The organism is Enterovibrio norvegicus FF-33, assembly GCF_000286835.2.
GTDB classification, from domain to species: Bacteria; Pseudomonadota; Gammaproteobacteria; order Enterobacterales; family Vibrionaceae; genus Enterovibrio; species Enterovibrio norvegicus_A.
In genome coordinates, this window is the sequence record NZ_AJYD02000038.1 from 750899 (window position 1) to 775363 (window position 24465).

Consider the following 24465-nt stretch of genomic DNA (forward strand, 5'->3'; position numbering starts at 1 on the left):
AAAGCTGAATTTGTCATTTCTATTTTTCTAGAATTATAGGAATAAAAATCATCACGTCAATTGTTATATTTCTACAAATATCGAAATATATAGTTAAGTGTTATTTATCAATTACTTATTTCTTCCTCAAGCAGGCGTTTGAGATGAGGTGGCAGTGAGCCATATAACGCTGGCTGTTCGTCCAGTTGCTGTTTAAGCAACGCAATGGCCTTTTGTTTCTCGCCCTTTGCAAGCAGGCTTTCCACTTCTGCAAATGGACTGAGCTTGGCTTTCATTGCCGCGCTGGATTTTGCTTGTGGTGTGCGTTGGCTATCTATCGATTTAAAGGCTTCGGTTGGCTGGGATTTCAGCAGAGATCGCGCTTCCAAAGGCGCAGTGTCGGCTTCTATTTCTATCTCAGCCTCTATCGTGGATTCCAGATCTAGGCTTTCTGCTTGCTGGAGGTTCTGCTTTGGTATTGGCGCTTCCATCAATTCAATATGAGCCGGTGATTGCAGGCTTTGATCGACCCACTTCCACGGTGCGAGCAAGGCAATGAATCCGACCGTGGCGGCGACGCCTGCATACGTCCACCAAGGAACGGGTTTACGAGTAGCGGATGTTGCATGGGCAAGAATACGATTATCCAAGGCATCACTTGGGGTTTCAGTCGCGCTTTCCTTGTACAGCGCGACGATGTCTTCATCTTTGAATGGCGCTGTCATTGGCGTTCTCCAAGTTTTTTCGTCAGGCACTCACGAAGTTGCTCCATCGCATAGCGAAGGCGTGTTTTAACGGCTTCGGCTTTTGCACCCAAAATTTCGCAAATCTGTGCGGGTTCAAACCCCGCTTCGTGGCGCAACAGAAAAGCCTCGCGTTGCAAGGGTGCCAATAAGGCCATGCAGGCTTTGATGGCTTGCGGTTTATCGCCGTCCATGTCTGGCGTGTGCTTTTGTTCATCGCTCAGTGTCTTGGCGTAAGCGTTAGACGACAGGTTTTTCCGGTGCTCATCAATCACCAAATTGTGGGCGATATGATAGAGCCAAGTGGTGAACTTAGCCGAGGGTGTATAGCTTTCGCGCTTATCGATCACACGATACCAAACATCTTGATACAGCTCTTCTGCGCGGGCATGCTGGCTCGCGCCCAGTTGTCTGACGAAGTAGCGATATAACGGATTCTTATGGCGTTGATACAGTTCAGCAAAGGCGCGTTGTTCGCCCTTGCTGAAACTCACCATCAGTTGTTCGTCAGTTAGACTGTTCATTAAAGGCTTTGATTGTCCATTACAGGCTCTGAGCTATCTCCACTAAGCTGACAAATTCACCACGATAGTTGTGCGGATCGTCGCCTCGGTTTTCCCGCGCGATATCAGCAATTTGACTGTAGGCTAAACCATCCACGTAGTGATTGTCTTTGAGTTTCTGCGCAAAGGCAGCAACGGCGGTGGCAAACTGAAAGTCGGTACTTGCTTCTGTGAACTGGCGTTTGCCATTATTGTTGTTCACCAATTGGGTGGTGAGCTTGCTTTGTTCTTCGCCCGGCAGTTTGTATCGGACTTTGACTTGCGCCAGTTCGTCACCAAAGCCGGCTTTGCCAGATGTATTGACCTGATAACGAAGATCGTCAATGCGGCCTTGGTCGCCAACGAGTGTCACCTCATAAAGCGCGGTGACAGTATGGCCTGCACCAATCTCTCCGGCATCAACCTTGTCGTTTTTAAAATCTTCATCTCGTAGTTTGCGGTTTTGATAGCCGATCAAACGGTATTCTTTGACGGTGTTAGGGTTAAATTCGACTTGAATTTTCACGTCTGATGCAATGCTTTGCAGTGTGCCGCTCATCTGACGTAATAGCACTTTCTGTGCTTCATGCAGGGTATCGATATAGGCATGGTTGCCGTCACCGATATTGGCCAGTTGCTCCATCATGGCGTCGTTGTAGTTTCCGCGTCCAAATCCAATCGTGGTCAGAGAAATACCGTTTTCACGTTCCTCTTCCACCAAATCTTTCAGTGCGTCCAGGCTGGTGACGCCGACATTGAAATCACCATCGGTCGCCAAAATAACGCGATTAACCCCGTCTTTGATAAAGCCATTCTTTGCTTGTTGATAGGCGAGCTTAATGCCACTTTCACCATATGTGCCACCTCCTGCTTGAAGGCTTTTCAGGGCGTTGATGATGGCTTGTTGATCATCACCTTGCGTCGGTTCAAGCACCACGGAAGCGTTGCCGGCGTATGTCACCAGACTGACTTTGTCGTCGCTGCCAAGGTTCTTCGCGATCAGAGAAAGGCTTTGTACTAGCAAGGGCAGTTTGTTGGGTTCGTTCATTGAGCCGGAGACATCAACCAGAAACACGAGATTTGAGGGTTTTCGCTCGTTGATAGGAATGTCATAGCCTTTGAGTGCAATACGCAAGAGTTGACGTTCAGCATTCCAAGGCGCTGATGCCAGCTCAGTGTTGACTGAAAACGGTTGAACCTTGGTGGACGGCGCAGGGTAGTTGTAGTCAAAGTAGTTGATGAAAGCTTCTTCGCGAATGGCATCCGCGGGTGGCGTATTTCCCATCTTGAGGTAGCTGCGCACATTGGCGTAGCTACCTGTGTCGACATCGACTGAAAAGGTCGATAACGGGGTAGTCGCGACCAAATGGGTGATATTGCTCGGGGTGTCGAGATACTTATCGCGATTTTCTGGCTCGAAGAATGGATCGGCAAGGTAAGGGGCAGGGTTTGGCATCGACATCACCGCCAACTGTTTATGCGCAGCACGGTGATAGGCGATTTTTGCTGTTGGAGAAGATGGCATGACTTGAATGGCATCGGCTTCTACTGCTTCCACTTCCACTTGCGACACCAAGGCTTCTTCCTGAATGGCAGGGGTGGGCGTTTCTTTAACGTTTGGTGTGTTGTCATTGATAGATTCTGAGCAGCCAATGATAACCGTGAGTGCTGTTGCAACAGCAATAGAGACTTGATTACGCTTCATATCCCGATCCTTTTTATCGTGGGTTTTTCGATATAAACGGGCGAGTCTCTGAAAGGGGTGAAATATTTTCTCACTTTTTTGTGTGAGCACTGCGGGGCTGTTCTGCGCATTAGGCACTGCTGTGCGTCTGGCGTTCTGGTATTATCTCGCCGAGCAGGAAACCTAGGTGGTTGTGAAACCTATGACGTTGTTTTCTGCCTTTTTGCGTTTGAAGGAGAACGAATTCATGGATCTGAAAGGTCTGGAAAAATACTTGGCGTTAAACCGTATTGATTATAAAGAAGCGACAGATAACGACGGTTTGCTGATAAACCTCGGCTTTCTTGTTGGCCGTGTCCACGTTAAGTACGACGAAGAAAGTAAAACGTTCAACTTCAATGACAAATCGCGTTGGATCATTCAGGTTGTTCTGATGGCATTGATGCTGTTCTTCCTGATCTCAAACTTCAACGTGTACACGCAAGTTCAGCTTTATACCTGTTTGGGCGTCACCATCGCGATGTTTGGTATTTTTGGCTATAAAGAAACGCGCATTAAACAGTTGAAGCAGGCCATTGCCGAAGAGCACCAGAGCGCTTAGCGGGATTGTCTTCCAAGCTTTCGCTTTTCGCACAAGGAGGTGTGATGAATTATCAGATTGTAGTCGACCCCAGCAAGCTAGATATTGATGATGTGCTTGTTGGACTTCGCGCCTTCAACGACCCGTTTGTTGATCATATAAAAGAAACACACATCGGCATGTATGCGGTTGATGATAAGGGCGTTCGCGTTGGCGGTATTGTTTCTCGCCTATGGGGGAATTGGATGTACATTCGTTTTCTCTGGGTCGAGCCATCATTGAGCGGCAAAGGGATTGGTCAGACACTGATGGAAAAAATGGAAGCCTATGCGATTGAGCAAGGCTGTCATTCTTCTATGGTTGATACCTTCAGTTTTCAAGCAAAACCTTTTTATGAAAAGTTAGGATACGAGTGCAAAATGTCACTCGACGAATACCCCATAGAGCATCAATTGCACTTCCTGACCAAGCATTTCACCAAGGATTGATGTGACACCAATCCTATCCACACACCTGCTTTAGGAAACCATCTCTCATCATTGCTTTTTTTCGCTTCTCTGTAAGGGGCTGAAGCGATATTATCGCTCCGGAAAATCGGCATCCGCCGTGTAAGTGTTTGATTGTTCCATCCTCATTGCCTTAAATGCCAACCTTGTATTTTTCTTGTTGGCACTCGCCCAAATAGGAGATCGCGAATTGCATTACTATCGCTGGTATGCAGTTTATACCCACGCCAATTCTGAGAGCATGTTGTTCGAACATTTGTTGGCCAAAGGGTATGACGTTTATCTGCCGCGTCGGGCTATTAGACAAATGATTGGCTTTAAAACCAAGACGACGTATGAGCCATTGTTTAAATCTCATGTGTTCGTGCGCACCCTGCCTGAAGGATTGGCTCAGGTGAAGGAAGCGCCAGGTTTCTCTCATATGATCAGAAATGGTCATTACCTCGCCGCGATCCCTGAAACGCACATTGTGAAAATCAAAACCATTCTTCATCACTATGATGAATCGACATCAATCGCCAACAATCTTGTCGAGGGTGTCACGGTTGCCGTTATCAACGGCCCGCTAAAGGGGCTCACGGGTTTGCTGGTTGACGGTGAAGGTGAGCGTCCGGTCGCGATGGAAGTGGGACAGCTTGACCGTTCAATTATGGTAAATGTTCCGATGGCGACTGTTTTTCGCACTGAAATGCCGACACCCGCTTAAGCCTGTCACGCATTCGCACGTGAAGTCATTTACGTGCGATATGGGTCATCGTTTTCAATCTTCAATTCTCAATCTTCTACCTCTACCTCTACCTCTGCCTGCCTGTTCCAACATCTTGGTGATTGAAAATGAGCGCAGTGTTTAACGGTAACGGCCAGTCGCCATTTGGAATGCTTCGCTGTATCGTTATGTCTACCAGGCATAACGATATCTATATGGACAGACAACAATGCTTAAATGTGTAGAAGTGGAACCCCAAGTCGCCGCCACGGCTAGCGTGATTTGGTTACATGGTCTTGGGTCAAATGGTCATGATTTTGAAGCTATCCTACCCGAACTGCGTTTACCGGCGTCTGCACCGGTGCGATTTATCTTTCCGCATTCACCCTCCCTTGCTGTTACCGTCAACGGCGGTATGGTCATGCCAGCGTGGTATGACATTTTAGAGATGGGGGCAGGGCGTAAACTCAATACGGAACAACTGTTGGCATCTGCAAAAAGCGTCACTGATTTGGTTGAGCGAGAAATGGCACGTGGCATTGCGTCAGAGCGCATTATTCTGGCAGGCTTTTCTCAAGGCGGCGCTGTCGCGTATCAAGCGGCGCTGAGCTTTCCCCATCCACTGGCAGGTTTGCTCACGTTATCAACCTACTTTCCGACCTCTGACACCATTGAGCATTCAGCAGTAAATCGCGCGCTTCCGATAGAAATCATGCATGGCAGTTTCGATCCTGTGGTATTGCCGGCAATGGGAGAAGAAGCACGAGATGACTTGCTCGCTGCGGGCTTTACGCCAAATTGGTCGACGTATCCCATGGAACATCAAGTCTGTATGGCGCAGATAAAAGACATTGCAGCGTGGCTGTCGGTGCGTTTGGGTTTGTGATTTCATGGCACCTATCCGGGCTATTTCGTTACATTCGTCGTGCAGTCGGTTTTCTGTCGCATTGCTGGCGGGCTAAGTTGATGCCCGTGATGTACAGTGCTAAACCTATGTTTTTAAACAACTGTCAGGTAAGTGTCACGGCGGTGTCGTAGCCAGTGTTCTCCGGTTTTTTGTAGATTGAAAGGGCACACAGCAGAAAGGATTCAATAATGATTGTCAGAAAACTCAGGTTACAACGCGGTTGGTCTCAAGAGCAGCTTTCAGAGATGAGCGGGCTTAGCGTTCGCACGATTCAACGTATCGAACGTGGAGACAAACCGGGACTGGAATCACTGAAATCTTTGGCTGCTGTATTTGAACTTCAAGTATCAGACCTTCAAAAAGAGCCGGAGCCAGAGATGACAGCAGACATTAACATTACCGAAGAAGAAACGCGTGTTCTCAACCAAGTGCGCGAAATCAAGGGGTTCTACTCACACCTTGTCAGTTACGTGTTGGTTATTACGGGATTGTTCATTTTGAACTTTATGACCAGTCCTGATTATATCTGGGCATGGTGGCCAGCCATGGGGTGGGGGATTGGCATTGTTTCCCACGGTCTTAGCGCCTTTGAAGTACTGAATCTTTTTGGCCCAGAATGGGAAAAGAAACAGGTTGAGAAAAGGCTAGGGCGTAAACTGTAGTAAGTTGGTTATTAACGCGCTAACGCCCGCTATCTAGCGGACACCATCGCTAAAAATATTCATTTGAAGGACCAGCAAGCAAGCTGGTCTTTTTTCGTTTAGGCAGAAGAGGGAGATGGCTTTCGCCGTCACGACCTGCCATTTCACATCAGGAATGATGAGTTTTCCCATGTCCAATTGTGGTGCTCAACGCGTGACCTGTTGACGATACCATCTGCTACTTTCAAACCCGTTATCAAACCTTGCCACACTCTCTACTCACAACATCTCCCTTTATTGGTGCATTTTTTCTCGATATTGACACGTTAATTATTTGCCGAAACCGGTTTCGTTAAATAGTTTTTAAATTAACGATACAAACTATGAGTGATTTATGGTTTTCAGTTCTCGCTCGGCCAATGCGGCAAAAGCACAACGAAACAGACGACCGACCATTAATGATCTCGCGTGTGCTCTTGGCCTTAGTAAAGGCACGGTATCGCGTGCCCTCAATGACTATCCTGATATTTCACCCATAACCAAACAACGTGTGAGAGCAAAGGCTGAGGAAATGGGGTATCGCGCATTGAGCTACGCACAAGCGATCAAAACAGGACAAGTTAGGGCGATTGGGCTGGTGTTGAATTTAGGCAACGACAACGCGCACCGTCCCTTTTTGACCAATTTCATTGATGGGATCAGCCGAGCAGTGAGCCGCGAAAACTGGACGTTAACCGTTGCGACCGCCAACAGTGAAGACGATGAACTGGCTACGCTGACGCGTTTGATTGCCGAGCACAAAGTTGATGGGTTCATTTTGCCGAGAAGTCGCGTTGAAGATCCTCGTGTTCAGTTACTCACAGACGCCAAGGCGCCGTTCGTGATTTTTGGCCGAATCCCCGACATAACTGGTGTCAGCTACTTCGATATTCGAGGTGAGTCAGCCATGTGCGAATCAGTGAAATTACTGGCGAAACAAGGCCACAGACGCATTGCGTTTGTTAACGGTGGTCAGGAATACAATTACAGCCGCCTTCGTGAAAATGGCTATCGACAGGGGGTCACAAGTGTTGGCCTTGAGATTGACGAATCGCTGATTGTGTCTGGAGGCATCACGAAAGCCGCTGGTCATCGATTGGGTTCAGCTCTGCTCAATTTGCCTTCTCCCCCGACAGCGATTGTTTGCGCGTTAGATATTGCTGCGCTAGGTGTGTACCGAGCAGCAGCAGAAAAAGGGCTAGACATCGGCTCAGAATTGGCCGTGATCGGTTACGACGGATTACCGGAAAGTGAGTTTTCATCACCCCCTTTGACGACGTTTTCTGTGGATATGCGTTACTCCGGAGAGCAACTTGCGACCTTGTTGCTGCGCCAAATCAGTGGCGAAAAACCGGAAGCGTTACGAGAGCTTGTTGATGCCCAACTGATACAACGCCGTTCTCATTGTCATCATGATCATAGTGATGAAGAGAGCGGTAGCAGCAATGTGTAGTAAGTGTGATTGATGCGCACCATAAGGAGAAAACCATGAACAATCAGCAAGCAGGTAAGCGACGTTGGCTAGCGGGTATCGTGTTGACCGCGTTGTTTGGCGCTTCATCGGTGTCTGCCGAGACGTTGAGATTCTGGACCACGGAAGAACAGCCTGAGCGTCTTGAGCGACAAAAAGAGATGGCGCAGGATTTTGAAAAACTGTCAGGTACCAAGGTAGAAGTGATCCCTGTGACCGAGAGCGATCTTGGAACGCGAGCAACGGCCGCGTTTTCCGCCGGTGATTTACCTGACGTGATTTATCACCCACTTCAATACACCTTGCCCTGGAGTGAAGCTGGCATTTTGGACGCCGACGCTGCCACGGAAGTCATTGAAGAATTGGGTGGCGATACCTTTGCGCCTGGTGCGTTGCAAATGGCCACAGTGCCTGATGGCTACGCGGCTATACCCGTCGATGGCTGGACGCAAATGATCGTTTACCGAAAAGATTTGTTCGACGAGAAGAAATTGGCCGCTCCTGATTCGTTCGCGAATGTGGTCGCGGCGCTGAAAGCACTTCACAACCCGCCTGAAATGTTCGGCTTTGTCGCCGCTACCAAAGTGGATGAAAACTTCATGAGCCAAGTGCTTGAGCATGTTTTCCTTGCGAACGGTGTTTCTCCTGTCAACAAAGATGGCATTCAAATGCTGGATAAGAAAAAGACCACAGAAGTGCTCGATTTCTACAAAGCAATTGCCAATGCATCGCCAGATGGCGAGTTGTATTGGAAGCAATCTCGCGAGCTCTATTTTGCAGGCAAGGCAGCCATGATCATTTGGTCTCCCTTCATTCTTGATGAGCTAGCAGGCCTGCGAGATAGCGCACCACCGACGATCAATAGCGATCCAACCAGTCGTGAACTGGCTTCGAAAACGGGCATTGTGACACGCTTCTCTGGCCCTTCTAACCCAGATGGTGCGGCATGGGGCGATGTGCGTTATTTCGGTATCACGACAGATGCTGACATTGATAACGCCATGGCGTTTGTGCGCTATTCAATGAGTGATGGTTACACCAATACCTTGGCTATCGCACCAGAAGGAAAATTCCCAGTTCGCCGTGGCGACGAAACCAACCCCACGCTGTATACCGAAGCTTGGTCAAAACTGCCTGTGGGTGTCGATCGCAAAGCGCCACTTTCTGAGCTGTACGAAGCTGAAATGATTGAAGAGATAGTGAGTGGCTTGAACAACGCGCAACGTTGGGGTGTCGCAGACGGTCAGTTGGCATTGGCATCTCGTGTGATTAACAGCCAATCCATCAACCGACTGGTACGCGAATACATCGACGGAAAGCGCGATGCATCTTCCACTGTCGATGCCATGAACAAGGCGTTAGCCGAAATCCAATAATGTGATACCTGAGTCATCTCAAGAGGCGTGGCTCCCGAAGGGCGAGTTTGTTGGCTTCCGTGCTTTGTTGCTGACTCTCAACGTAGAGCCACTATGTTTTCAAATCAGCGCGCGCCCGCAAGCCAACAAATTCTCGCTGAACAAACATCTTGAGGTTGCTCGGGGTTATTTTTACTTAGCACAGGCGCGGTAATCCCGCTCCTGATGGGCAGATATTATCCAAGGAATTGGGATGAGCGAACAAATCAATACGATCAAGCCTGAACCGCCCAAGGGGGTGGGGCCGCTGCAACGGCGTGAAACCCGTTTAGCGTGGGGGCTGTTATCACCCACTTTAATCTCAGTGGCCTTGGTTGTGCTGCTGCCATTACTGACCATTTTTTGGATCAGTGTAAAACCGATACAGCTCGCTGATCTGCGTCCGGTTGAACCGAATGTTTACGAGCGTTTTCGTGGTAAAGCAACCGCGGTTGGCGATGAGATTAAGATTGAATATCGCCTCACCAACCGCTCACGAGAAAAGCCAATTGACAATGTCACACTGAAAGACGTGTTGCCAGAAGGGTTAGCGGTTCAGTCTGTGCCAGAGAATTGTACGCTCAGTGCACGTGAACTGAATTGTGATCTGGGTAACTGGACGCCGGGTTACAAAGAGAGATTCCAGATCCCCGTCGTGGTGGAAGAAGCCTATCTTGCCAACCCTGTTGGGATGCGTGATTACCCAGCCGAAATGACGGGGGTGAGCAGCTCAGACTTATTCAACGCCAATTTTACGCTGGATAACTTCGTCAAAGTGTTTGATAGCGAAGAATTTGCTGAAGTGCTGTGGGTGACCATTTTTTACACCGTGTTTGGCACCATAGGCGCGCTTGTTGTGGGCATGATGGCGGCGTTGTTGTTGAACAAAACCTTTAAAGGCCAAGGTATTATTCGCGGCTTAATGCTGTTCCCGTATGTCGCACCCGTGATAGCGGTGGCGTTTACTTGGGTGACGTTGTTTGATCCCTTTTCGGGTTCCGCTAATGCGCTGTTGATTCAGATGGGAGCGATCAGTGCGCCGATCAATTTCTTCGGTGAAAAGCCCCTCGCGCTGATTAGCGTCACCGTGTTTGAGATTTGGCGTTACTTCCCCCTTTCTTTCTTGTTCATTTTGGCGCGAATGCAATCCATTGACGCCGATATGTATGAAGCCGCACGCATGGATGGCGCATCACCGTTCCAGCAATTCTGGTATCTGTCTATTCCGCAGCTACTGGGTATTTTGTCTGTGCTTTTCTTGTTGCGCTTTATTTGGACTTTCAACAAATTTGACGACATTTTCCTGCTCACTGGCGGTAATGCAGGCACACGTACTCTTACCGTGAACGTGTATGAGCAAGCTTTTGCCTTGTCGAATATTGGCGCGGGCACAGCGGTTGCTGTGGTGATCTTCGCGTGCTTGTTGATTTTCTCGTTCTTGTTTTTCCGTTATGTCAGCAGGGAGGAGGGGTTATGAGAACCGTTACCGAACACATTTGGTATCGCCAATCTGATTTCGTGTGCGCCATGATCGGCGCTGCGTGGGGCGCGAGTTCAGCCGTTACGGTTACTGTTGCTCTCGCACTGATGACAGGCGCAGCCGTCGCACCCGTGATGATGGCTTCGCTCATCGCTGGGGCCGTTGCGGCAGTGTATATACTGCGAATGCAACATCGCCTTGAAGGAACAGCGCTGGTGGTCAGTGGCACGACAGTGTTCTTGCTACTGTTTCTGGTCATGACAGGGTTAGAGCCGTTTTCTTTGCCATTGGAAGTGCATACGTTGTCCCAAGCGGTCGCTTTTGTGGTTATGGCACTGTTCACCGTTTGGCCGCTATCACGCATGTTGGTTGATGCGCCACAAGGGTGGCTGGACCGCCATGAGTTTGAAGGCGCGATCATCAATTTCCTTTACTGGTTTGGCTATCTGTTCTTCATCATTATTGTGGCAGTGCCGTTTTATGTCATGGTGATGACTAGCCTCAAAAGTCAGCAAGCCTTGCTCGCTAATCCGCTTGATTTCAGTCTCGACCTCGACAAAGGGTTCGGCTTGTTTCGTTCCTACACCGAATTGTTCGAGCAGTTTAACTTCGGTGAATATCTAATGACGTCCTTTGGCGTTTCCGTCGCGACGGTGATTGTTACTTTGTTGTTCAGTGTACCGGGCGCGTATGCCGTCGCACGTTTACGTTTTCGCGGACAAGCGGCAATGTCCCGTTCCATTTTGCTGATTTATATGGTGCCAATGATCGTACTGGCGCTGCCGATTTACATCGGATTCAGCATGCTTGGCCTGCGCAATTCACTGTTTGGCATTTTGCTTATCTACCCTGTGACCACCATCCCAGTTGCGCTTTATATGCTGCAAGGTTACTTCCGTGGCTTGCCCGCCGAAGTGGAAGAAGCGGGGCTGATGGATGGGCTCTCTCGGTTGAAAGTGATTTGGAAGATCACCTTACCGCTTAGCCTGCCTGCTATGGCCTCGGTGTCGCTTTACGTGTTCATGATTGCGTGGAACGAGTTCCTGCTCGCTTTCATGCTGTTGGACGACCCGTCGAAATTCACCCTGACTCGCGGCGTCGCCATGCTCAATAGCTCCGAGATCCCAAGGCAGCACTTAATGGCTGGGGCCGTGATTGCCACTGTGCCCATCATGCTAATTTTCCTTGGGCTTGAACGCTTTATGGTGAAAGGCCTGACTGCCGGATCGGTGAAGTAGCGGCGTGGATGAACAAATGAAAAATGCAGAGACGAACTGTTTAGGGAAGCGATGATGGAAAAGTTAGATCAACAAGCTATCGATATATTGAAAGACAATGATCGTGGCGGATACACAGTGCCAACAGCGGGGCTTTACCCGTATCAGTGGAACTGGGACAGTGCTTTTGCAGCATTGGGTTTTTCCACCTTCGATCTGCCGCGCGCATGGCAGGAAATCGAAACGCTATTCACCGCGCAATGGGACAACGGCATGGTGCCGCACATTGTGTTTCATCAGCCTGATGAAGGCTACTTCCCTGGCCCCGATGTGTGGCAAGGAAAAGGGCCCATTGCCTCATCGGGGATCAGCCAACCACCGCTGATAGCAACCTTTGCCAGAAAAATCTACCAGCGCGATACCGTCTTGGGCGAAGAGAAACTTAGAAAACTCTATCCTGCATTGGTGAAATGGCACCGTTGGTACATGGAATGCCGTGGTGAGTCTGGCGCGATTGCGAGCACGCACCCGTGGGAAAGTGGCCGAGACAATGCACCGGATTGGGATGAAGCCTCAGAAGCGATTGATACCTCCGCTGTCGGTGAGTACAAACGTCGTGATACGTCACACGTCGATGCTTCCATGCGCCCGACCAAGCTTGATTACGATCGCTATCTTGCGCTGCTGTATTTTGGGCGAGACTCGGGCTGGGATGAGGAAGAAATTGCCAAGAATGGGCCACTGCGTGTCGCAGACCCTACCCTGACATTCACATTGCTTCGCGGTCATCGTGATCTGGCCGAAATAGGCAAAATGCTCGGTGAAGATGTCAGTGAAGTGGAAGCATGGATTACAACGCTAGAACAAGGCTGCATGCAGCTTTGGAACGAAGAAATGAAAGCGTTCGACAGTGTCAATCTTCGCAATGGTAAGTTCGCAGGCAGTTTGTCGAATGCCTCCTTTCTTTGCTGGTTTGCAGGTATTGAAAGCCCCGGCATGGTTGAACACCTCGAGCGTTTGTTGGCGAGCGGACATTACATTGTGCCGAGCTATGACCCCGCGGGTGATAAATACGATGCTATGCGTTACTGGCGCGGCCCTGTTTGGGGGTTCATGAACGCATTGATTGGCTGGGGGCTGGAAGATCAAGGCCATGTCGTCTTGGCGCGTGCGGTGCGACAACAAACCGCAGGGCTGATATCGAATTTTGGATTTGCAGAATATTTCAACGCAGACGATGGAACACCGGCGGGCGGTGGTCATTTCACATGGACCGCATCAGTGTGGTTGTCATGGTCGTTGTCAGATATAGCAGGAGGCTAGGAACATGGGATCTATTCAACTCAATCGTGTCGAGAAGTGGTATGGCGACACGCAAGTGATCAAAGGAATCGATTTGTCTGTTGAAGAGGGCGAACTCGTCATTTTCGTTGGGCCATCAGGGTGCGGTAAATCGACCTTGTTGCGCATGATCGCTGGGCTTGAAGAAACTAGCCGCGGGCAGATTTTGATAGATGATATTGATATGACCGATCAGCCTCCCGCGAAACGTGGCCTCACTATGGTGTTTCAAAGTTATGCCTTGTATCCGCACATGACGGTGCGCGAGAACATGGGCTTTAGCTTGAAAACACAGGGGCGTCCTCAAGCGGAAATCGATGAAAAAGTGAATTACGCCGCGCAAGTGCTGAAGTTAGATACGTACTTAGATCGGCGTCCACGCAATTTGTCGGGCGGTCAACGTCAGCGCGTTGCGATTGGTCGTTCCATTGTGCGCGATCCCACCGCGTTTTTGTTCGACGAACCTCTGTCTAACCTTGATGCCTCCTTGCGCGTTGAAATGCGTTATGAAATTGCCAAGCTGCACCAATCACTGAAATCCACCATGATTTACGTGACCCACGACCAGGTTGAAGCTATGACGCTTGCCGACAAGATTGTGGTGTTGCAAGGCGGAATCATTGAACAAGTGGGCAGCCCAAAAACCCTGTACAACCACCCTGAAAACCTGTTTGTGGCGCAGTTTATTGGTAGTCCAAAAATGAATGTGATGCCTTGCATGACAGAAGGCGATAAGTATGTGCTTGCGGGTGGCAGCGAAGGCGGTGCGTATCCTTATGGGCGTGAAGCAACGCAAATCGGTGTTCGACCTGAAGCCATTGATCTGGTGTCTCCGGAAGAAGGTGACTGCCAAGGCATTATTGATGTGACCGAATACCTAGGTGCGGATATCTATCTAGTTGTAGATTGCGGCGAATTGGGCAAATTGACCGTTCGCACTGACGGAGAAAGTGAAGTTGAAGCGGGAGATCATGTTGGTCTTCAGTTCCACGCCAACAAACTTCACTTTTTTGATGCAAACGGGCTTTCTGTTTCTGCGTCGTGATCTTCTGCGCTAAGGCCTTTCGAGTTGGCATTAGCGCGAACACACTCCATTGATAACAGTCCTGCTCTTACGGTTCTGATATCTGTACCCGGCATTTCCTCCTTGGATGCCGGGATTTTTTTGCCTGAGAATTGGGTGAAATCCGCGAGTGATTAGATTAAATCGCGTTCCAGTCGCTCAACTGTACACAGCGTCCGCGGTACAACACCTGACTGGTTGGCGACATTTCGGCTGTCACAATCAACTCAGTACTGTTCTTGAGTGCTTTCCATTCTGTTGGCGTCATAAATCGGGTGTCATTGATGCTGCGCAGGGAGCCAATTTCTTTTCGGGTGCCCGTATCTTTGTCGACCATCCATACAACCGCGTTTTCCATCGGAAGGTCTGTGTCCCTTAAGTTTCGCTGTAAGCGGAGATTAGATTCACCGGGTTTTGCGCCTTGATACGCAACCAGCGCAAACAGGTTGGGTTCGTCGGCGGACGACATCATGGCGAGATAGGATGCAGGTTTTACCTGAGCGACAGAAGAGATCGGAGTCTGTGAGACAAACACAGGGTTGATTAATATCCCCACCATCAAGGAAAAGACAAACCCCACCGGAACAAACCAAGGGTGTCTAAACAACGAAGGCTTGATGTTTTCGCGTGTGTTTGTCGATGAAGGGAAGATCGCCAATGAAAGGTTCTTCCATACGGAAGCGGGGGGCGTTGAAAATTGGCTGTCATCGGTATTGGCATCTATGGCCGGATTAAAGGCAGAAAAGTGCTGCTGCCAAATCTCAATGTACTCCCACCAGCTTGGGTCATTTTCCGTTAAGGTTTCCAACCTACGACGAACGCGCGGGGGGAGAGTGCCGAGTACATATTCTGCCGCCAGTTTGTCCCGAAGCTCTTGTGAGTTGTAGCGATGACTTGGCTTCAATTCAGACATTTTTTCAGCTCCATTAACCCGCGACGAATCCACGACTTCACCGTTCCCAACGGCGTACTGACATGTTTTACGATTTCCTGATGGCTCATGCCATGCTCATAAGCGAGGACGATCACGTTACGTTTCTCGACGGACAGGGCCAGCAAACAATCTTGCATTTTCTGTGAATGAGCGTCGGGATTATGACTGGGCCTGACAGACAGAAAATCGGTCTCATTCATTGGCTCAGCCCTGAATTCTTCCTTTGTGTAACGTGCTCGTCGAAGTTCATCAATGGCAAGGTTTCTCATGCTTTGACAGAGCCATGCCCAAGGATGGTTAATGGGGTACGAAGGGCGCCCAAACCAGAGTTTCAAAAAGCCTTCTTGCAATAGATCCGCTGCGATTTGCTCGTCTTTAACTATCGATTTGAGCAGGCAAAACAAGCGAGCATTAGTTAACACGTAAAGCGCTTCGAAAGCCTTTCGGTCTCGAAGCGCAATGCGTGAGAGTAGGTGGCCAATTTCAATTGTATCTACACTCACTATTCACCTCATTGTTGCACGATATGCCAGACGTTTTTCACACCATTACCACTGATATCTCCGGGCTGTTTGTCCTTAAACCATCGGTACAAAGGGCTGTTGTTGTAAGTCCATTGATAGGTGCCATCGTTCCGCTGAGTCATGCCATATCCGCCTGTCAGTTCAAGCGCATTGACACCTTTTGAAAGCAAGGCAGGGGCAACCATAGCGGGTGGCCATTTTGTTGCACATTCACCGTAGCAGTTCGACGTGCCATTTTTATCTTTATCAAAGGTATAGAGGGTAATGTTGTCGCTATCCACTAAAAAGCGTTGTTTACCGTTATTGTAAATCCTCAGCGTCACGTCGTCAGCGCGCGCAATGGGCCAAACGCCTTTAATGCCAGCGCCAGCATTGTCCCCTGCTTGGGTATCATTTTTCCATCGATAAAGAGGCTTTCCGTTCAATGCCCATTGTTCCGTTCCGTCAGACCGTGTGATTTGGCTGAATTCTGCATGGTCGTCAAACAGTGAACGGTTCGCTTCATCGGCGAATAGCGGAGGCCAGTTAATCGCGCAATTGCCATTGCACACCGATTGGCCATTGGGGTCTTTGGAAAAGGTGTAAAGCGTGAGGCCGCTTTGATCGACATAAACGTTACCAACATCGGTTTGCTTAACGGTTTCAGTGGCGACGGCACACGAAGCCAGCAGAAATGGCAGTGTCGCAAACGATAATTTAGACATCTCGATTTCCTTGTCATTATGATCAGCCTTGCCTGATGGAAGGGCTTTCGTAGTAAGAGACGAAGGCATCGAATGATTGGATGCGGGTGAATGTAAAAAAGGGAAAAAAAGAGCGGCAACAATGCCGCTCTTTCATCCATGGTTTTACCTATGGATGGTATGCCACCATCAAAGCAGGTTATTCGCTGTAATAAAGTCACTTAGCTTCGCCGCAATCGACGCATGCTCTTTGACTGTTGGGTGCCAGATACACCCTTCGAGTGGCGAAACAAAGGTGTGGCTGTACACGCCGTCTTGTCCTTGGTTATCTAGCCTTTCAATGGCTTCTTGTGTGGCAGGAATAATGTCGTCGTAAGGGTAGGCAGGACGGGGCATCAAAATGACGCTGGTGTTGTTGTAGCGAGACTTCAGATCCGTCACAAATTCGACCATGCGATCTGTCCACGCTTCTTTTACGTCTTCGATGTCACTCCAAGGTTCATGAGGCTGGGGATCGGTACTGAAATCATTGGTTCCCACTTCCACCACAATCAGGTTGGGGTAGGTGTCTTCAAACGCCAATGTCCGGCCAAAAATTGCACCCGCTTTGTCGGCATAGTCGGTGAGGTTGTGATGCGGTTGATTGCCGCTCCAGTTGCGAATAAGACCGAGGCCAGAGAAAGACACTTGCGTGATGCTGGCATCTAACGTTTCACCGGTTTGATAAGGAAAGGCTAAACGGGCGTTAGACGAGGTATATACCTCTTCCCACGTGCACTCGCGTTTGGTTGATTCACTGCCAAAACCCGCGCTAATGGAATCACCAATAAACAGGATATGTGGCTGATCCTCCCAAATACCGTTCAACGTTCCATCATGATCCAGTGATATCACCTTGGTCATGGTTTCATAGTTTTCGGTACGTTTGACGACGTCTACCGTGACGTTCTCGGATTGTTCACTTTCAAATAAAGTAAACGACTGAACGGTGTTACCGCGGTTGGTTAGAATTTTGTGCGACAACTTCCCGTTGATCAGCACATCGAAGTGATCGCCATTTCCAATCAGGTTCAGAGTAAGTTGGCTGCCAACAAATTGCGTTTTTAATGTCGTACCTGGCCAGTTGAACTGGACCGTGCCAGCGGCATAATCTTTAGTTATGCGACCTTCATAGTTAATAGCATGGTGGGTGGCTGGGGCAGTTTCTGCCATTACGTTGCTTGCAGCGAGTAGCAGAGATAGGTATCCGATTCTTTTCAACATGTTCAGTCCTTCGTTTTTTAGGTCTTCGCTATCGGTATGAGGTATCAACACACTGGATTGTGTGTGTTCCTTCTGAACAGTGGATAACGGCTTCCAACTCTCCGACGAACAAGGAAAGACAACACTCGGCTTTGTAAGCGCAATGTATGTTGACGATTACATTAAATATCTCTGGGTGTTAAATGGGAATTACCCTGAGGGCAATGAGCAGAGCAAGAGTTGAGAAATCAGGGAATGGGTTGATTTCCAGCTCTGATAAGTCAGTCAGGATACATTTTGCTTTGCGCTATACCAAAACAACCTCAAGATGCTTGTTCAGATAGCGTTGTTGGCTGTCAACCGCGGCGTTGGTTTGAAAACAGAGTCGCTCTGCGTTGAAACTCAGCAATAAAGCATGACTGACCATCTGAACGTTAAATTGACGACAGTTTGCCTTTCAAATGTTTCTCGCTAATGGCACATTGCCAACAAGACGATTAACCAGATGTTTATCACACCATGCCCAATCAAACGCCTAAAACACCGAGCTTAGCGTCATCTCAAAATCTGCTGCCTTTTATTGAGTATTTCAACAAAAACCGGATCGAGTGGAAGGTGATTGCATCTCAGTACGATATTCCCGAACGCATTGCTGACGAAGAATGTTGGTTGCCTGCGGTGAATGTGATGCGCTTTTTGCAGAAACTCGTGGTATCGCAAAAAGAACATATTGGTATTGAGGTGGGTCGGTTGATTTCCCTTAGCCAGCTTTCTCCGGCGTTGAGCGACGCGCTTGATGCATGTGACTCGATAGATGATGGCGTGCATGTTTTGATGGCATGGATGCCGCTGTTGAGTAATCATGTGGTGGTATGGCCAGAAAAATTTGGTGACCAGTGGATGCTCTGCCACCGCAGTGCTTATCGCCCTACATCACCGGGTTTTGATCAAACAGAATGGTTTAGAACACTTGTGCTAGGGGCGTTTTGTCGTCGTTTTGTTGATGAAAATTGGTTACCCAATCATGTGTGGATGAGTATTAATCCTCCGCCTAAAGATCAGCTTCCAGCCTCTTTCTTGCAATTAGATATTCGCTATCAACAGCCAATAGCTGCGATTGAATTGCCGGTCTCTGAGGGATTTCATGCAGTAGAAGATCGAGAGCTGTCGGAGCACTGGATGGAAAGCATGACAAAGCTGGCGAGTACCTATGCGTGCTTGCCTAATTTTCATGTGGATTGGTTGGCGAAGATGGTGGGCATGTCAACGCGAACCTTGTTAAGAAGGTTGAGCGACAATGGCATAACGATGCGAGAATTGCGTGATACGGCGAGAGAGCAAACCGCAAAAAAACTGCTCAAAGATCAATCGCTATCGATGCTCGATATCGCTTGGCATTGTGGGTATACCGATCTGGCTAACTTCAATCGTGCTTTCAAAAAGTGGACGGGATTCACCGCGCCGCAATATCGCCAACAACAAATGTTAATGAGTGCCAGCACCGCTTAGAAGCAGAAGGAAAAGGCCTCTGCCACTGATGGGAGTGACAGTAGCAAGGCCTTGACGGATTGATTAGGAAGCTTAAAAGTATTTGCGAATACCAAACCAAACTTCAGATTGCCAGTCACTTGGTAGGGCTATGTTATTCGTTGATAGCGAGGTTTTGGTGTAGTCAAAACGTGTGTTTACCCACCATGTTCTTGCGCTATTTAAGGGCGCATTAATGCCAGCTTTGAAAGAGACTGTGTCCATTTCTATCGTATCGCCAGACACACTTTGATATTCAGGCGTGAAGTGAAGGTAGGAGCCTGAGTCGCCAAGGTATTTGGCTGTTATGAGCCCCGCCGAGAAACCGGAGACGGAATCATCAATGCCTTGTTGGGTCAATTCGATATCGCCTGTGATCACACCTAAGCGCGGAAAAACGAGCAGTCCTGCTGTGTAAGCGGGATTAATCGCCGCGACACCTCCAATGGATATCAGATCGTTGTTCATGCCTGCTGCATCATCGCGTGTATTGATGTAGTCAACGGAAAACCCAAGCTTGGGGACAGCGTGAAAGCCCGGTTCAAACACATGGAAGTACTGAAATCGAGAGTTTGTGTAGTCACTGCCAAAATCGTTCGCGTTTCGGTCTTCATCTTTAAAGTACGCTTCGGCCAATAGCGCGAATTGTTGACCATTTTCTAGGCCGCCCGATATTTGGCCTTGAAGTTGAATGTCACTGTTGCCGCTTAAAAGTACACCTGCTTGGGTGTAGACCTTAGTGACATCTGCAGGGTCGATAATGTCGCCATCTTGAGCAAAGACAGGCGCAGCGAGGAGAATAGCGAGAGGGACTAGCGCAATTTTTTTCATCTTTAATTTCTCTTAAAAGTGCGCTTCGTCCTTGAAGCTAATAGATAGGTGGCGTGAAGATGGATTATTTATCAGCGAGTGCTTTGGCTGCAGCGCGCATCAGTGCTGGACCTTTGTTTTCGCCAAATCCTGAGTGATAAGGGTTGTTGGAGTACATGACGCCGACAAAATCTCTGGCCGGATCGATGTAGATGAATTGGCCGAGGTTGCCGCTTTTCGCCATCGCACCGTCGTCGAAGATGTAGTCAAACTGATACGAGTTGTATTGCGACTTCTCATTGAAAGCATGCTGAGAGCTGGCTTCTTTGGTTGTGCCGACATATGCCTTGGTGTCACCGCTTTGATGAATGCGATCTATCACGGCTTGAGACACGACGGGCTCAGTGGCGACAGCACTCCAGCTTGGTGTAAACAGGGCTCCCCAGCGTGCCATGTCTTCCATGGTGCTCGACATCAGACCAACAGAAATGGCCATGCCATCGGGAGTGAGGTTGGTCAACATAGGCTGACGTGCCGTCACTTTAGACCAAACGCGATCTTCAAAGACCTTCGCCCATGTTTCTCCTTCAATATTTTCGATAAGCTGCGTTAATACCATCGTGTTCATCGATGCATAGCTGAAACGCTCGCCGGCATTTTCATCGTCAACCTCTTTTGTGTCCTTCGCGACATCAAGCCAGCCTTCCAGTTCCCCTGTGGCATAGCGCGGAGAACCAAATGCTGCGGCAAAGAAGCGAACAACGGCGGAATCTGGGTTCATAATGGATTTGGCGGTTTCTTCATTGTCGAGGCCTGTGGCATGGTTCAAAACATTCAACACGCTGATTTTGTCCCATACCGTCCCCTTGAGTTCTGGCACGTAGTTGGTGATCGGCGCTTGAGGGTCCACCTTACCTTCTTCCACCATCATGGCGATGACAGTGCCGACGGTCGTTTTGGCGGCTGACGCCCAAATATGACGATCGGTTGGCTTCATGCCGGGATAGGCTTCATAAACCAGCTTGCCTTCATGGATCAGCACAAATCCTTGGGTGCGAAACTGTGGGTCGGCGAGATACTCCGCCATTGTCAGTTCGCCTTTACTATCAGTTTGAACCAGCAAGTTGTCGAGTTGGTGCTGAATGTTACGGGCCAATGGCTTGTACTCTTCAGCTGGCGATGACACGGCGGTCGGCACAAATTCGCTCATGTGCATGTTGTAGTAAAGCGCGTGGTCGCCACCCATTTGCCAATGGAAGTTGGACAAGTTTTGTCTTGCAGCATCGATGAATTCTGGCGAAAACGCGCCTTTGGCTGCTTGGACCGGCAAGGTGACTTGTGCACCTTCAACGCTCAGTGCTTTTTCAACAGGATTGATATCTGCAAAGGTAACCGATGAGAATATGAGTGATGAACATACGATAGCAATTGGCTTAAGTTTCATGATGTTGCCTCCATTGAGTTGATGTAAGTAATCTTACGGTTCAATGCATAAACTAAATAGGTCATTTTATGCCAACATAGATGGCGTCATTATTTTTCAAAAAATGGGCATAACTGTCGGGTGAGTATGCGCCTGCAATATCGTTCAATACCTTTTCTGCGGTATCGAATATTCTCTGTTCATTGAAAAGGGAGCAGTACATGGAAAGTGTGATTTTAGCGATGGCGACTTTCGCCTTTGTGGGGGCCGTAACCCCAGGGCCTGTGAATATTCTGGCCACCAGCACAGCGGTAAACGCGGGCGTGAAGGAAGCAGCAAAACATGTGTTGGGCGCATCGTTGGCTTATGCCTTTGTGGTGTATTTGTCGGGGAGCGTGATGCAGGGGCTGCTGCACGTTTTACCAAAACTCGAAGGGATCATGCAGGTGAGCGGCAGCCTGTATCTTTTTTACTTGGCCTATAAGATTTTCACTGCACCTGCGGCGAGTATGGCAGCTTCACATACGGCGCGATCGGGACTGTGGACGGGGTCATTGACGCAACTTCTCAACCCCAAAGCGTGGTTAGTTGCTATGTCAGGAATCAGTTTGTTTGTGTTTGGGCGTGGTGATGAAAACCTGTATTTGCTGATTTTTACCAGCGTCTCATTGGTACTGTGTTTAATTGGCGTGGGTGTGTGGGCTGTGCTGGGCACTGTGCTTGCAAGCCGTCTCGAGGATCCAAGGCAACAACGTCAGTTTAATCGTGTGATGGGTGTGTTGTTGGCCGTTTCTGTGCTAATGATATGGACCTAAGTGATAACGGCAAACAGGCAAAAGGATTGCGATGAAAAAGGACGGGAGTGCCAGCTTCAAACAAAGCACTGTGTTGCCTTGGGTTGAACTGCGAGTCGCCAACCAAAGTCATGCCTGTTATGACGCGCATTCTCACGATGAGTTTTCGTTTGGCATCATTAATCAAGGCCATGCGTACTATCGAAATCGTCAGAAAACCCACTATATTGGCGAAAGTGATGTGGTGACGATTAACCCCGCGGATGTCCATGCGTGTAACCCCAATGCGGGTACGTGGTCTTACAGCATGTTGTTTGTTGATACGTTAAAGATGGGCGATGTGCAGCGAGATGTCCTTCAACGCGATAGCAGTGATTACACGCCATTTTTGAACGACTTGGAACGAAGTCCTTTCGTCAAACAGCGCTTTCAAGCTCTTTTCGATGCGCTTCAATCGGATTCCAGTGCACTGCAGGCGCAGGTCTGTTTGTACGACTTCATCGAAATGATGCTCGGGAAGCAAGCCCACGATCACATTGGGAAAATGGCCCAGCAACCGTATTTGACTCATATTCGTGAAAAGATGCTCGATGACATTGATCATACTCATCAACTGGATGAGCTTGCTGAAGAGGCAGGGATGAGTCGCTATCAGCTACTTCGAGCATTCAAAAGTCAATTTGGTTTGCCGCCTCACGCTTATTTGATGGATGAGAAAATTAAGCGCGCCAAAGTGATGCTGAAATCTGGCCAAGACATCTCAGACGTTGCGCTGCAGCTTGGTTTTTCTGATCAAGCCCATTTCCAGCGCCAATTCAAAAAGAAACTCGCCGTCACACCGAAGTTTTATCAATCACACTTTTTACAGAAATAGCTCACTACACAATCGTTTTTTTCTTGTTTGTACTCCTACTTCAGCGTGTTCTCCGCGACAAAAAAAGCCCATCTCACAGGCAGAGATGGGCTTTTCAAACTGCTTCAGCAAGGTGCGTGATTAGTCTTCTGACGTCGAGGCGATTTTGTGAATCGCCAAGTCTGCGCCGTTGTACTCTTCTTCTTCCGTCATACGAATGCCTGCGGCTTTATCGACGGCGGTGTAGACAATCCACCCGCCCACGAAGGCCACCACAACACCTGTCATGGTGCCGATAAGCTGAGAGATGAAGCTCACGCCGCCCAAACCGCCCAGAGCTTCTAAGCCAAAAATACCGGCGGCGAGACCACCCCAAACACCACATACGCCGTGCAACGGCCAAACACCCAAAACGTCATCAATTTTCAAACGGTTTTGGGTCAAGGTGAATAACCAAACGAACAAGGCGCCAGCAACACCACCCGTCACTAGCGCACCAATTGGGTGCATCAGGTCAGAGCCCGCACACACAGCGACAAGACCAGCAAGGGGACCATTGTGTAGGAAACCGGGGTCATTTTTACCCACGATGAGTGATGCGACGATACCGCCAACCATCGCCATCAAGGTGTTGACCGCTACTAAACCGCTGATGCCATCCAGCGTTTGTGCAGACATGACGTTAAAGCCGAACCAACCGATGGTGAGGATCCATGCGCCAAGTGCAAGAAACGGAATGTTTGATGGTGCGAAAGCGATAAGTTTACCGCCACGGTATCGGCCTTTGCGCACGCCAAGGATCATAACGGCAGCGAGGGCAATCCAACCGCCGACAGCATGCACAACAACAGAACCTGCGAAGTCATGGAAAGGCGCACCGAACGAGGCGTCTAGCCAATCTTGGAAGCCAAAGTTACCGTTCCAGATTAAGCCTTCGAAGAAAGGATAAACAAAGGCCACGATGGCCGCGGCGGCAATTAACATAGGGGTGAACTTCGCGCGCTCTGCCACACCACCGGAGATAATAGCGGGTATAGCGGCGGCAAATGTCATCAAGAAAAAGAACTTAACGAGTTCATAGCCGTTGTTGGCGGAGAGTGTTTCTGCGCTGCTAAAAAAGGTGGTGTCATAGGCTACCCAGTAGCCAATAAAGAAGTATGCAAGCGCTGAGAAACCAAAGTCTGACATGATTTTGACCAAGGCATTCACTTGGTTACGATGTCTGACGGTGCCGACTTCCAAAAAGGCAAAGCCTGCGTGCATGGCGAGTACCATGATGGCACCCATCAAGATAAAGAGCGTGTTCGCGCTTTCTGTTAGCGTTTGAATCGCGCTGCTGATGTTTTCCACGTTGTTATTCCTCTACTTCCATGAGAACAAAA

The 24465-nt window shown here is 49.0% G+C and carries 24 protein-coding genes; 14 read left to right on the plus strand and 10 right to left on the minus strand.

What is annotated here, in order from left to right; genetic code table 11:
- Window positions 1-107: 107 nt before the first annotated feature.
- Genes A1OO_RS11540 through A1OO_RS11550 form a run of 3 tightly spaced genes read right to left on the minus strand, consistent with a single transcriptional unit; the run spans window position 108 to window position 2969 of the window.
- Complete coding sequence (locus A1OO_RS11540) at window positions 108-704, minus strand: hypothetical protein (protein ID WP_017003112.1); 597 nt, start codon at window positions 702-704, stop codon at window positions 108-110.
- Window positions 701-1246, minus strand: coding sequence for a sigma-70 family RNA polymerase sigma factor (locus tag A1OO_RS11545; RefSeq protein WP_016959981.1), 546 nt, complete (start codon window positions 1244-1246; stop codon window positions 701-703). The genes A1OO_RS11540 and A1OO_RS11545 overlap by 4 nt, the downstream gene beginning before the upstream one ends.
- Window positions 1247-1265: 19 nt before the next feature.
- Entirely contained in the window at window positions 1266-2969 is a 1704-nt protein-coding gene (locus A1OO_RS11550; protein WP_017003113.1) for a vWA domain-containing protein, read from the minus strand.
- Window positions 2970-3195: 226 nt separating this feature from the next.
- Between A1OO_RS11550 and A1OO_RS11555 the strand changes: the two genes are divergently transcribed.
- The 11 genes from A1OO_RS11555 (at window position 3196) to A1OO_RS11605 (ending at window position 14275) form a co-directional block, all read left to right on the plus strand.
- Entirely contained in the window at window positions 3196-3549 is a 354-nt protein-coding gene (locus A1OO_RS11555) for a hypothetical protein (RefSeq protein WP_026023824.1), read from the plus strand.
- Window positions 3550-3593: 44 nt separating this feature from the next.
- On the plus strand, window positions 3594-4016 hold the full coding sequence (locus A1OO_RS11560; protein ID WP_016959984.1) for a GNAT family N-acetyltransferase: 423 nt from the start codon (window positions 3594-3596) through the stop codon (window positions 4014-4016).
- A 208-nt stretch (window positions 4017-4224) separates the two neighbouring features.
- Window positions 4225-4740, plus strand: a complete 516-nt coding sequence (locus A1OO_RS11565) for a transcription termination/antitermination NusG family protein (protein ID WP_241819103.1) — start codon at window positions 4225-4227, stop codon at window positions 4738-4740.
- Window positions 4741-4969: 229 nt separating this feature from the next.
- A complete protein-coding gene (locus tag A1OO_RS11570; RefSeq protein ID WP_017003115.1) occupies window positions 4970-5626 on the plus strand; it encodes an alpha/beta hydrolase in 657 nt (218 codons plus the stop codon).
- A gap of 209 nt (window positions 5627-5835) precedes the next feature.
- A complete protein-coding gene (locus A1OO_RS11575; RefSeq protein WP_017003116.1) occupies window positions 5836-6309 on the plus strand; it encodes a 2TM domain-containing protein in 474 nt (157 codons plus the stop codon).
- Between the two features lie 373 nt (window positions 6310-6682).
- Window positions 6683-7780, plus strand: coding sequence for a substrate-binding domain-containing protein (locus A1OO_RS11580; protein ID WP_017003117.1), 1098 nt, complete (start codon window positions 6683-6685; stop codon window positions 7778-7780).
- A 35-nt stretch (window positions 7781-7815) separates the two neighbouring features.
- On the plus strand, window positions 7816-9174 hold the full coding sequence (locus tag A1OO_RS11585) for an ABC transporter substrate-binding protein (RefSeq protein WP_017003118.1): 1359 nt from the start codon (window positions 7816-7818) through the stop codon (window positions 9172-9174).
- 232 nt (window positions 9175-9406) lie between these two features.
- The gene (locus tag A1OO_RS11590) at window positions 9407-10669 is read left to right on the plus strand and encodes a carbohydrate ABC transporter permease (protein WP_017003119.1); all 1263 of its coding nucleotides are present in this window, start codon (window positions 9407-9409) and stop codon (window positions 10667-10669) included.
- On the plus strand, window positions 10666-11910 hold the full coding sequence (locus tag A1OO_RS11595; protein ID WP_017003120.1) for a carbohydrate ABC transporter permease: 1245 nt from the start codon (window positions 10666-10668) through the stop codon (window positions 11908-11910). Before A1OO_RS11590 ends, A1OO_RS11595 begins: the two co-directional genes overlap by 4 nt.
- 54 nt (window positions 11911-11964) lie before the next feature.
- Window positions 11965-13212 (plus strand): MGH1-like glycoside hydrolase domain-containing protein, encoded by a 1248-nt coding sequence (locus tag A1OO_RS11600; protein ID WP_016959992.1) that lies wholly within the window; start codon window positions 11965-11967, stop codon window positions 13210-13212.
- Window positions 13213-13216: 4 nt separating this feature from the next.
- Complete coding sequence (locus A1OO_RS11605) at window positions 13217-14275, plus strand: ABC transporter ATP-binding protein (protein ID WP_017003121.1); 1059 nt, start codon at window positions 13217-13219, stop codon at window positions 14273-14275.
- Window positions 14276-14432: 157 nt separating this feature from the next.
- Here A1OO_RS11605 and A1OO_RS11610 read toward each other — a convergent pair whose 3' ends face one another.
- From A1OO_RS11610 to A1OO_RS11625, 4 genes are all read right to left on the minus strand, one after another.
- Complete coding sequence (locus tag A1OO_RS11610) at window positions 14433-15206, minus strand: hypothetical protein (RefSeq protein ID WP_017003122.1); 774 nt, start codon at window positions 15204-15206, stop codon at window positions 14433-14435.
- On the minus strand, window positions 15194-15730 hold the full coding sequence (locus A1OO_RS11615) for an RNA polymerase sigma factor (protein ID WP_016959995.1): 537 nt from the start codon (window positions 15728-15730) through the stop codon (window positions 15194-15196). The genes A1OO_RS11610 and A1OO_RS11615 overlap by 13 nt, the downstream gene beginning before the upstream one ends.
- Before the next feature lie 8 nt (window positions 15731-15738).
- Window positions 15739-16455, minus strand: coding sequence for a hypothetical protein (locus A1OO_RS11620; RefSeq protein WP_017003123.1), 717 nt, complete (start codon window positions 16453-16455; stop codon window positions 15739-15741).
- A gap of 168 nt (window positions 16456-16623) precedes the next feature.
- Window positions 16624-17697 (minus strand): SGNH/GDSL hydrolase family protein, encoded by a 1074-nt coding sequence (locus A1OO_RS11625; RefSeq protein WP_026023826.1) that lies wholly within the window; start codon window positions 17695-17697, stop codon window positions 16624-16626.
- A 498-nt stretch (window positions 17698-18195) separates the two neighbouring features.
- Here A1OO_RS11625 and A1OO_RS11630 point away from each other — a divergent pair, with 498 nt between their 5' ends.
- Window positions 18196-19185, plus strand: a complete 990-nt coding sequence (locus A1OO_RS11630) for an AraC family transcriptional regulator (protein ID WP_016959999.1) — start codon at window positions 18196-18198, stop codon at window positions 19183-19185.
- Between the two features lie 72 nt (window positions 19186-19257).
- On the opposite strand, the gene A1OO_RS11635 is transcribed toward A1OO_RS11630, so the two are convergent.
- A complete protein-coding gene (locus tag A1OO_RS11635; RefSeq protein WP_017003125.1) occupies window positions 19258-20034 on the minus strand; it encodes a hypothetical protein in 777 nt (258 codons plus the stop codon).
- A 64-nt stretch (window positions 20035-20098) separates the two neighbouring features.
- Window positions 20099-21457 carry a serine hydrolase domain-containing protein gene (locus A1OO_RS11640; protein WP_017003126.1) on the minus strand — a complete coding sequence of 453 codons (1359 nt, stop codon included), beginning with the start codon at window positions 21455-21457 and terminating at the stop codon, window positions 20099-20101.
- A 200-nt stretch (window positions 21458-21657) separates the two neighbouring features.
- Here A1OO_RS11640 and A1OO_RS11645 point away from each other — a divergent pair, with 200 nt between their 5' ends.
- Both A1OO_RS11645 and A1OO_RS11650 read left to right on the plus strand, forming a co-directional pair.
- A complete protein-coding gene (locus A1OO_RS11645; RefSeq protein ID WP_017003128.1) occupies window positions 21658-22251 on the plus strand; it encodes a LysE family translocator in 594 nt (197 codons plus the stop codon).
- A gap of 31 nt (window positions 22252-22282) precedes the next feature.
- Window positions 22283-23104, plus strand: a complete 822-nt coding sequence (locus A1OO_RS11650) for an AraC family transcriptional regulator (RefSeq protein ID WP_017003129.1) — start codon at window positions 22283-22285, stop codon at window positions 23102-23104.
- Between the two features lie 120 nt (window positions 23105-23224).
- On the opposite strand, the gene A1OO_RS11655 is transcribed toward A1OO_RS11650, so the two are convergent.
- Window positions 23225-24433 carry an ammonium transporter gene (locus A1OO_RS11655; protein WP_017003130.1) on the minus strand — a complete coding sequence of 403 codons (1209 nt, stop codon included), beginning with the start codon at window positions 24431-24433 and terminating at the stop codon, window positions 23225-23227.
- Window positions 24434-24465: the final 32 nt, after the last annotated feature.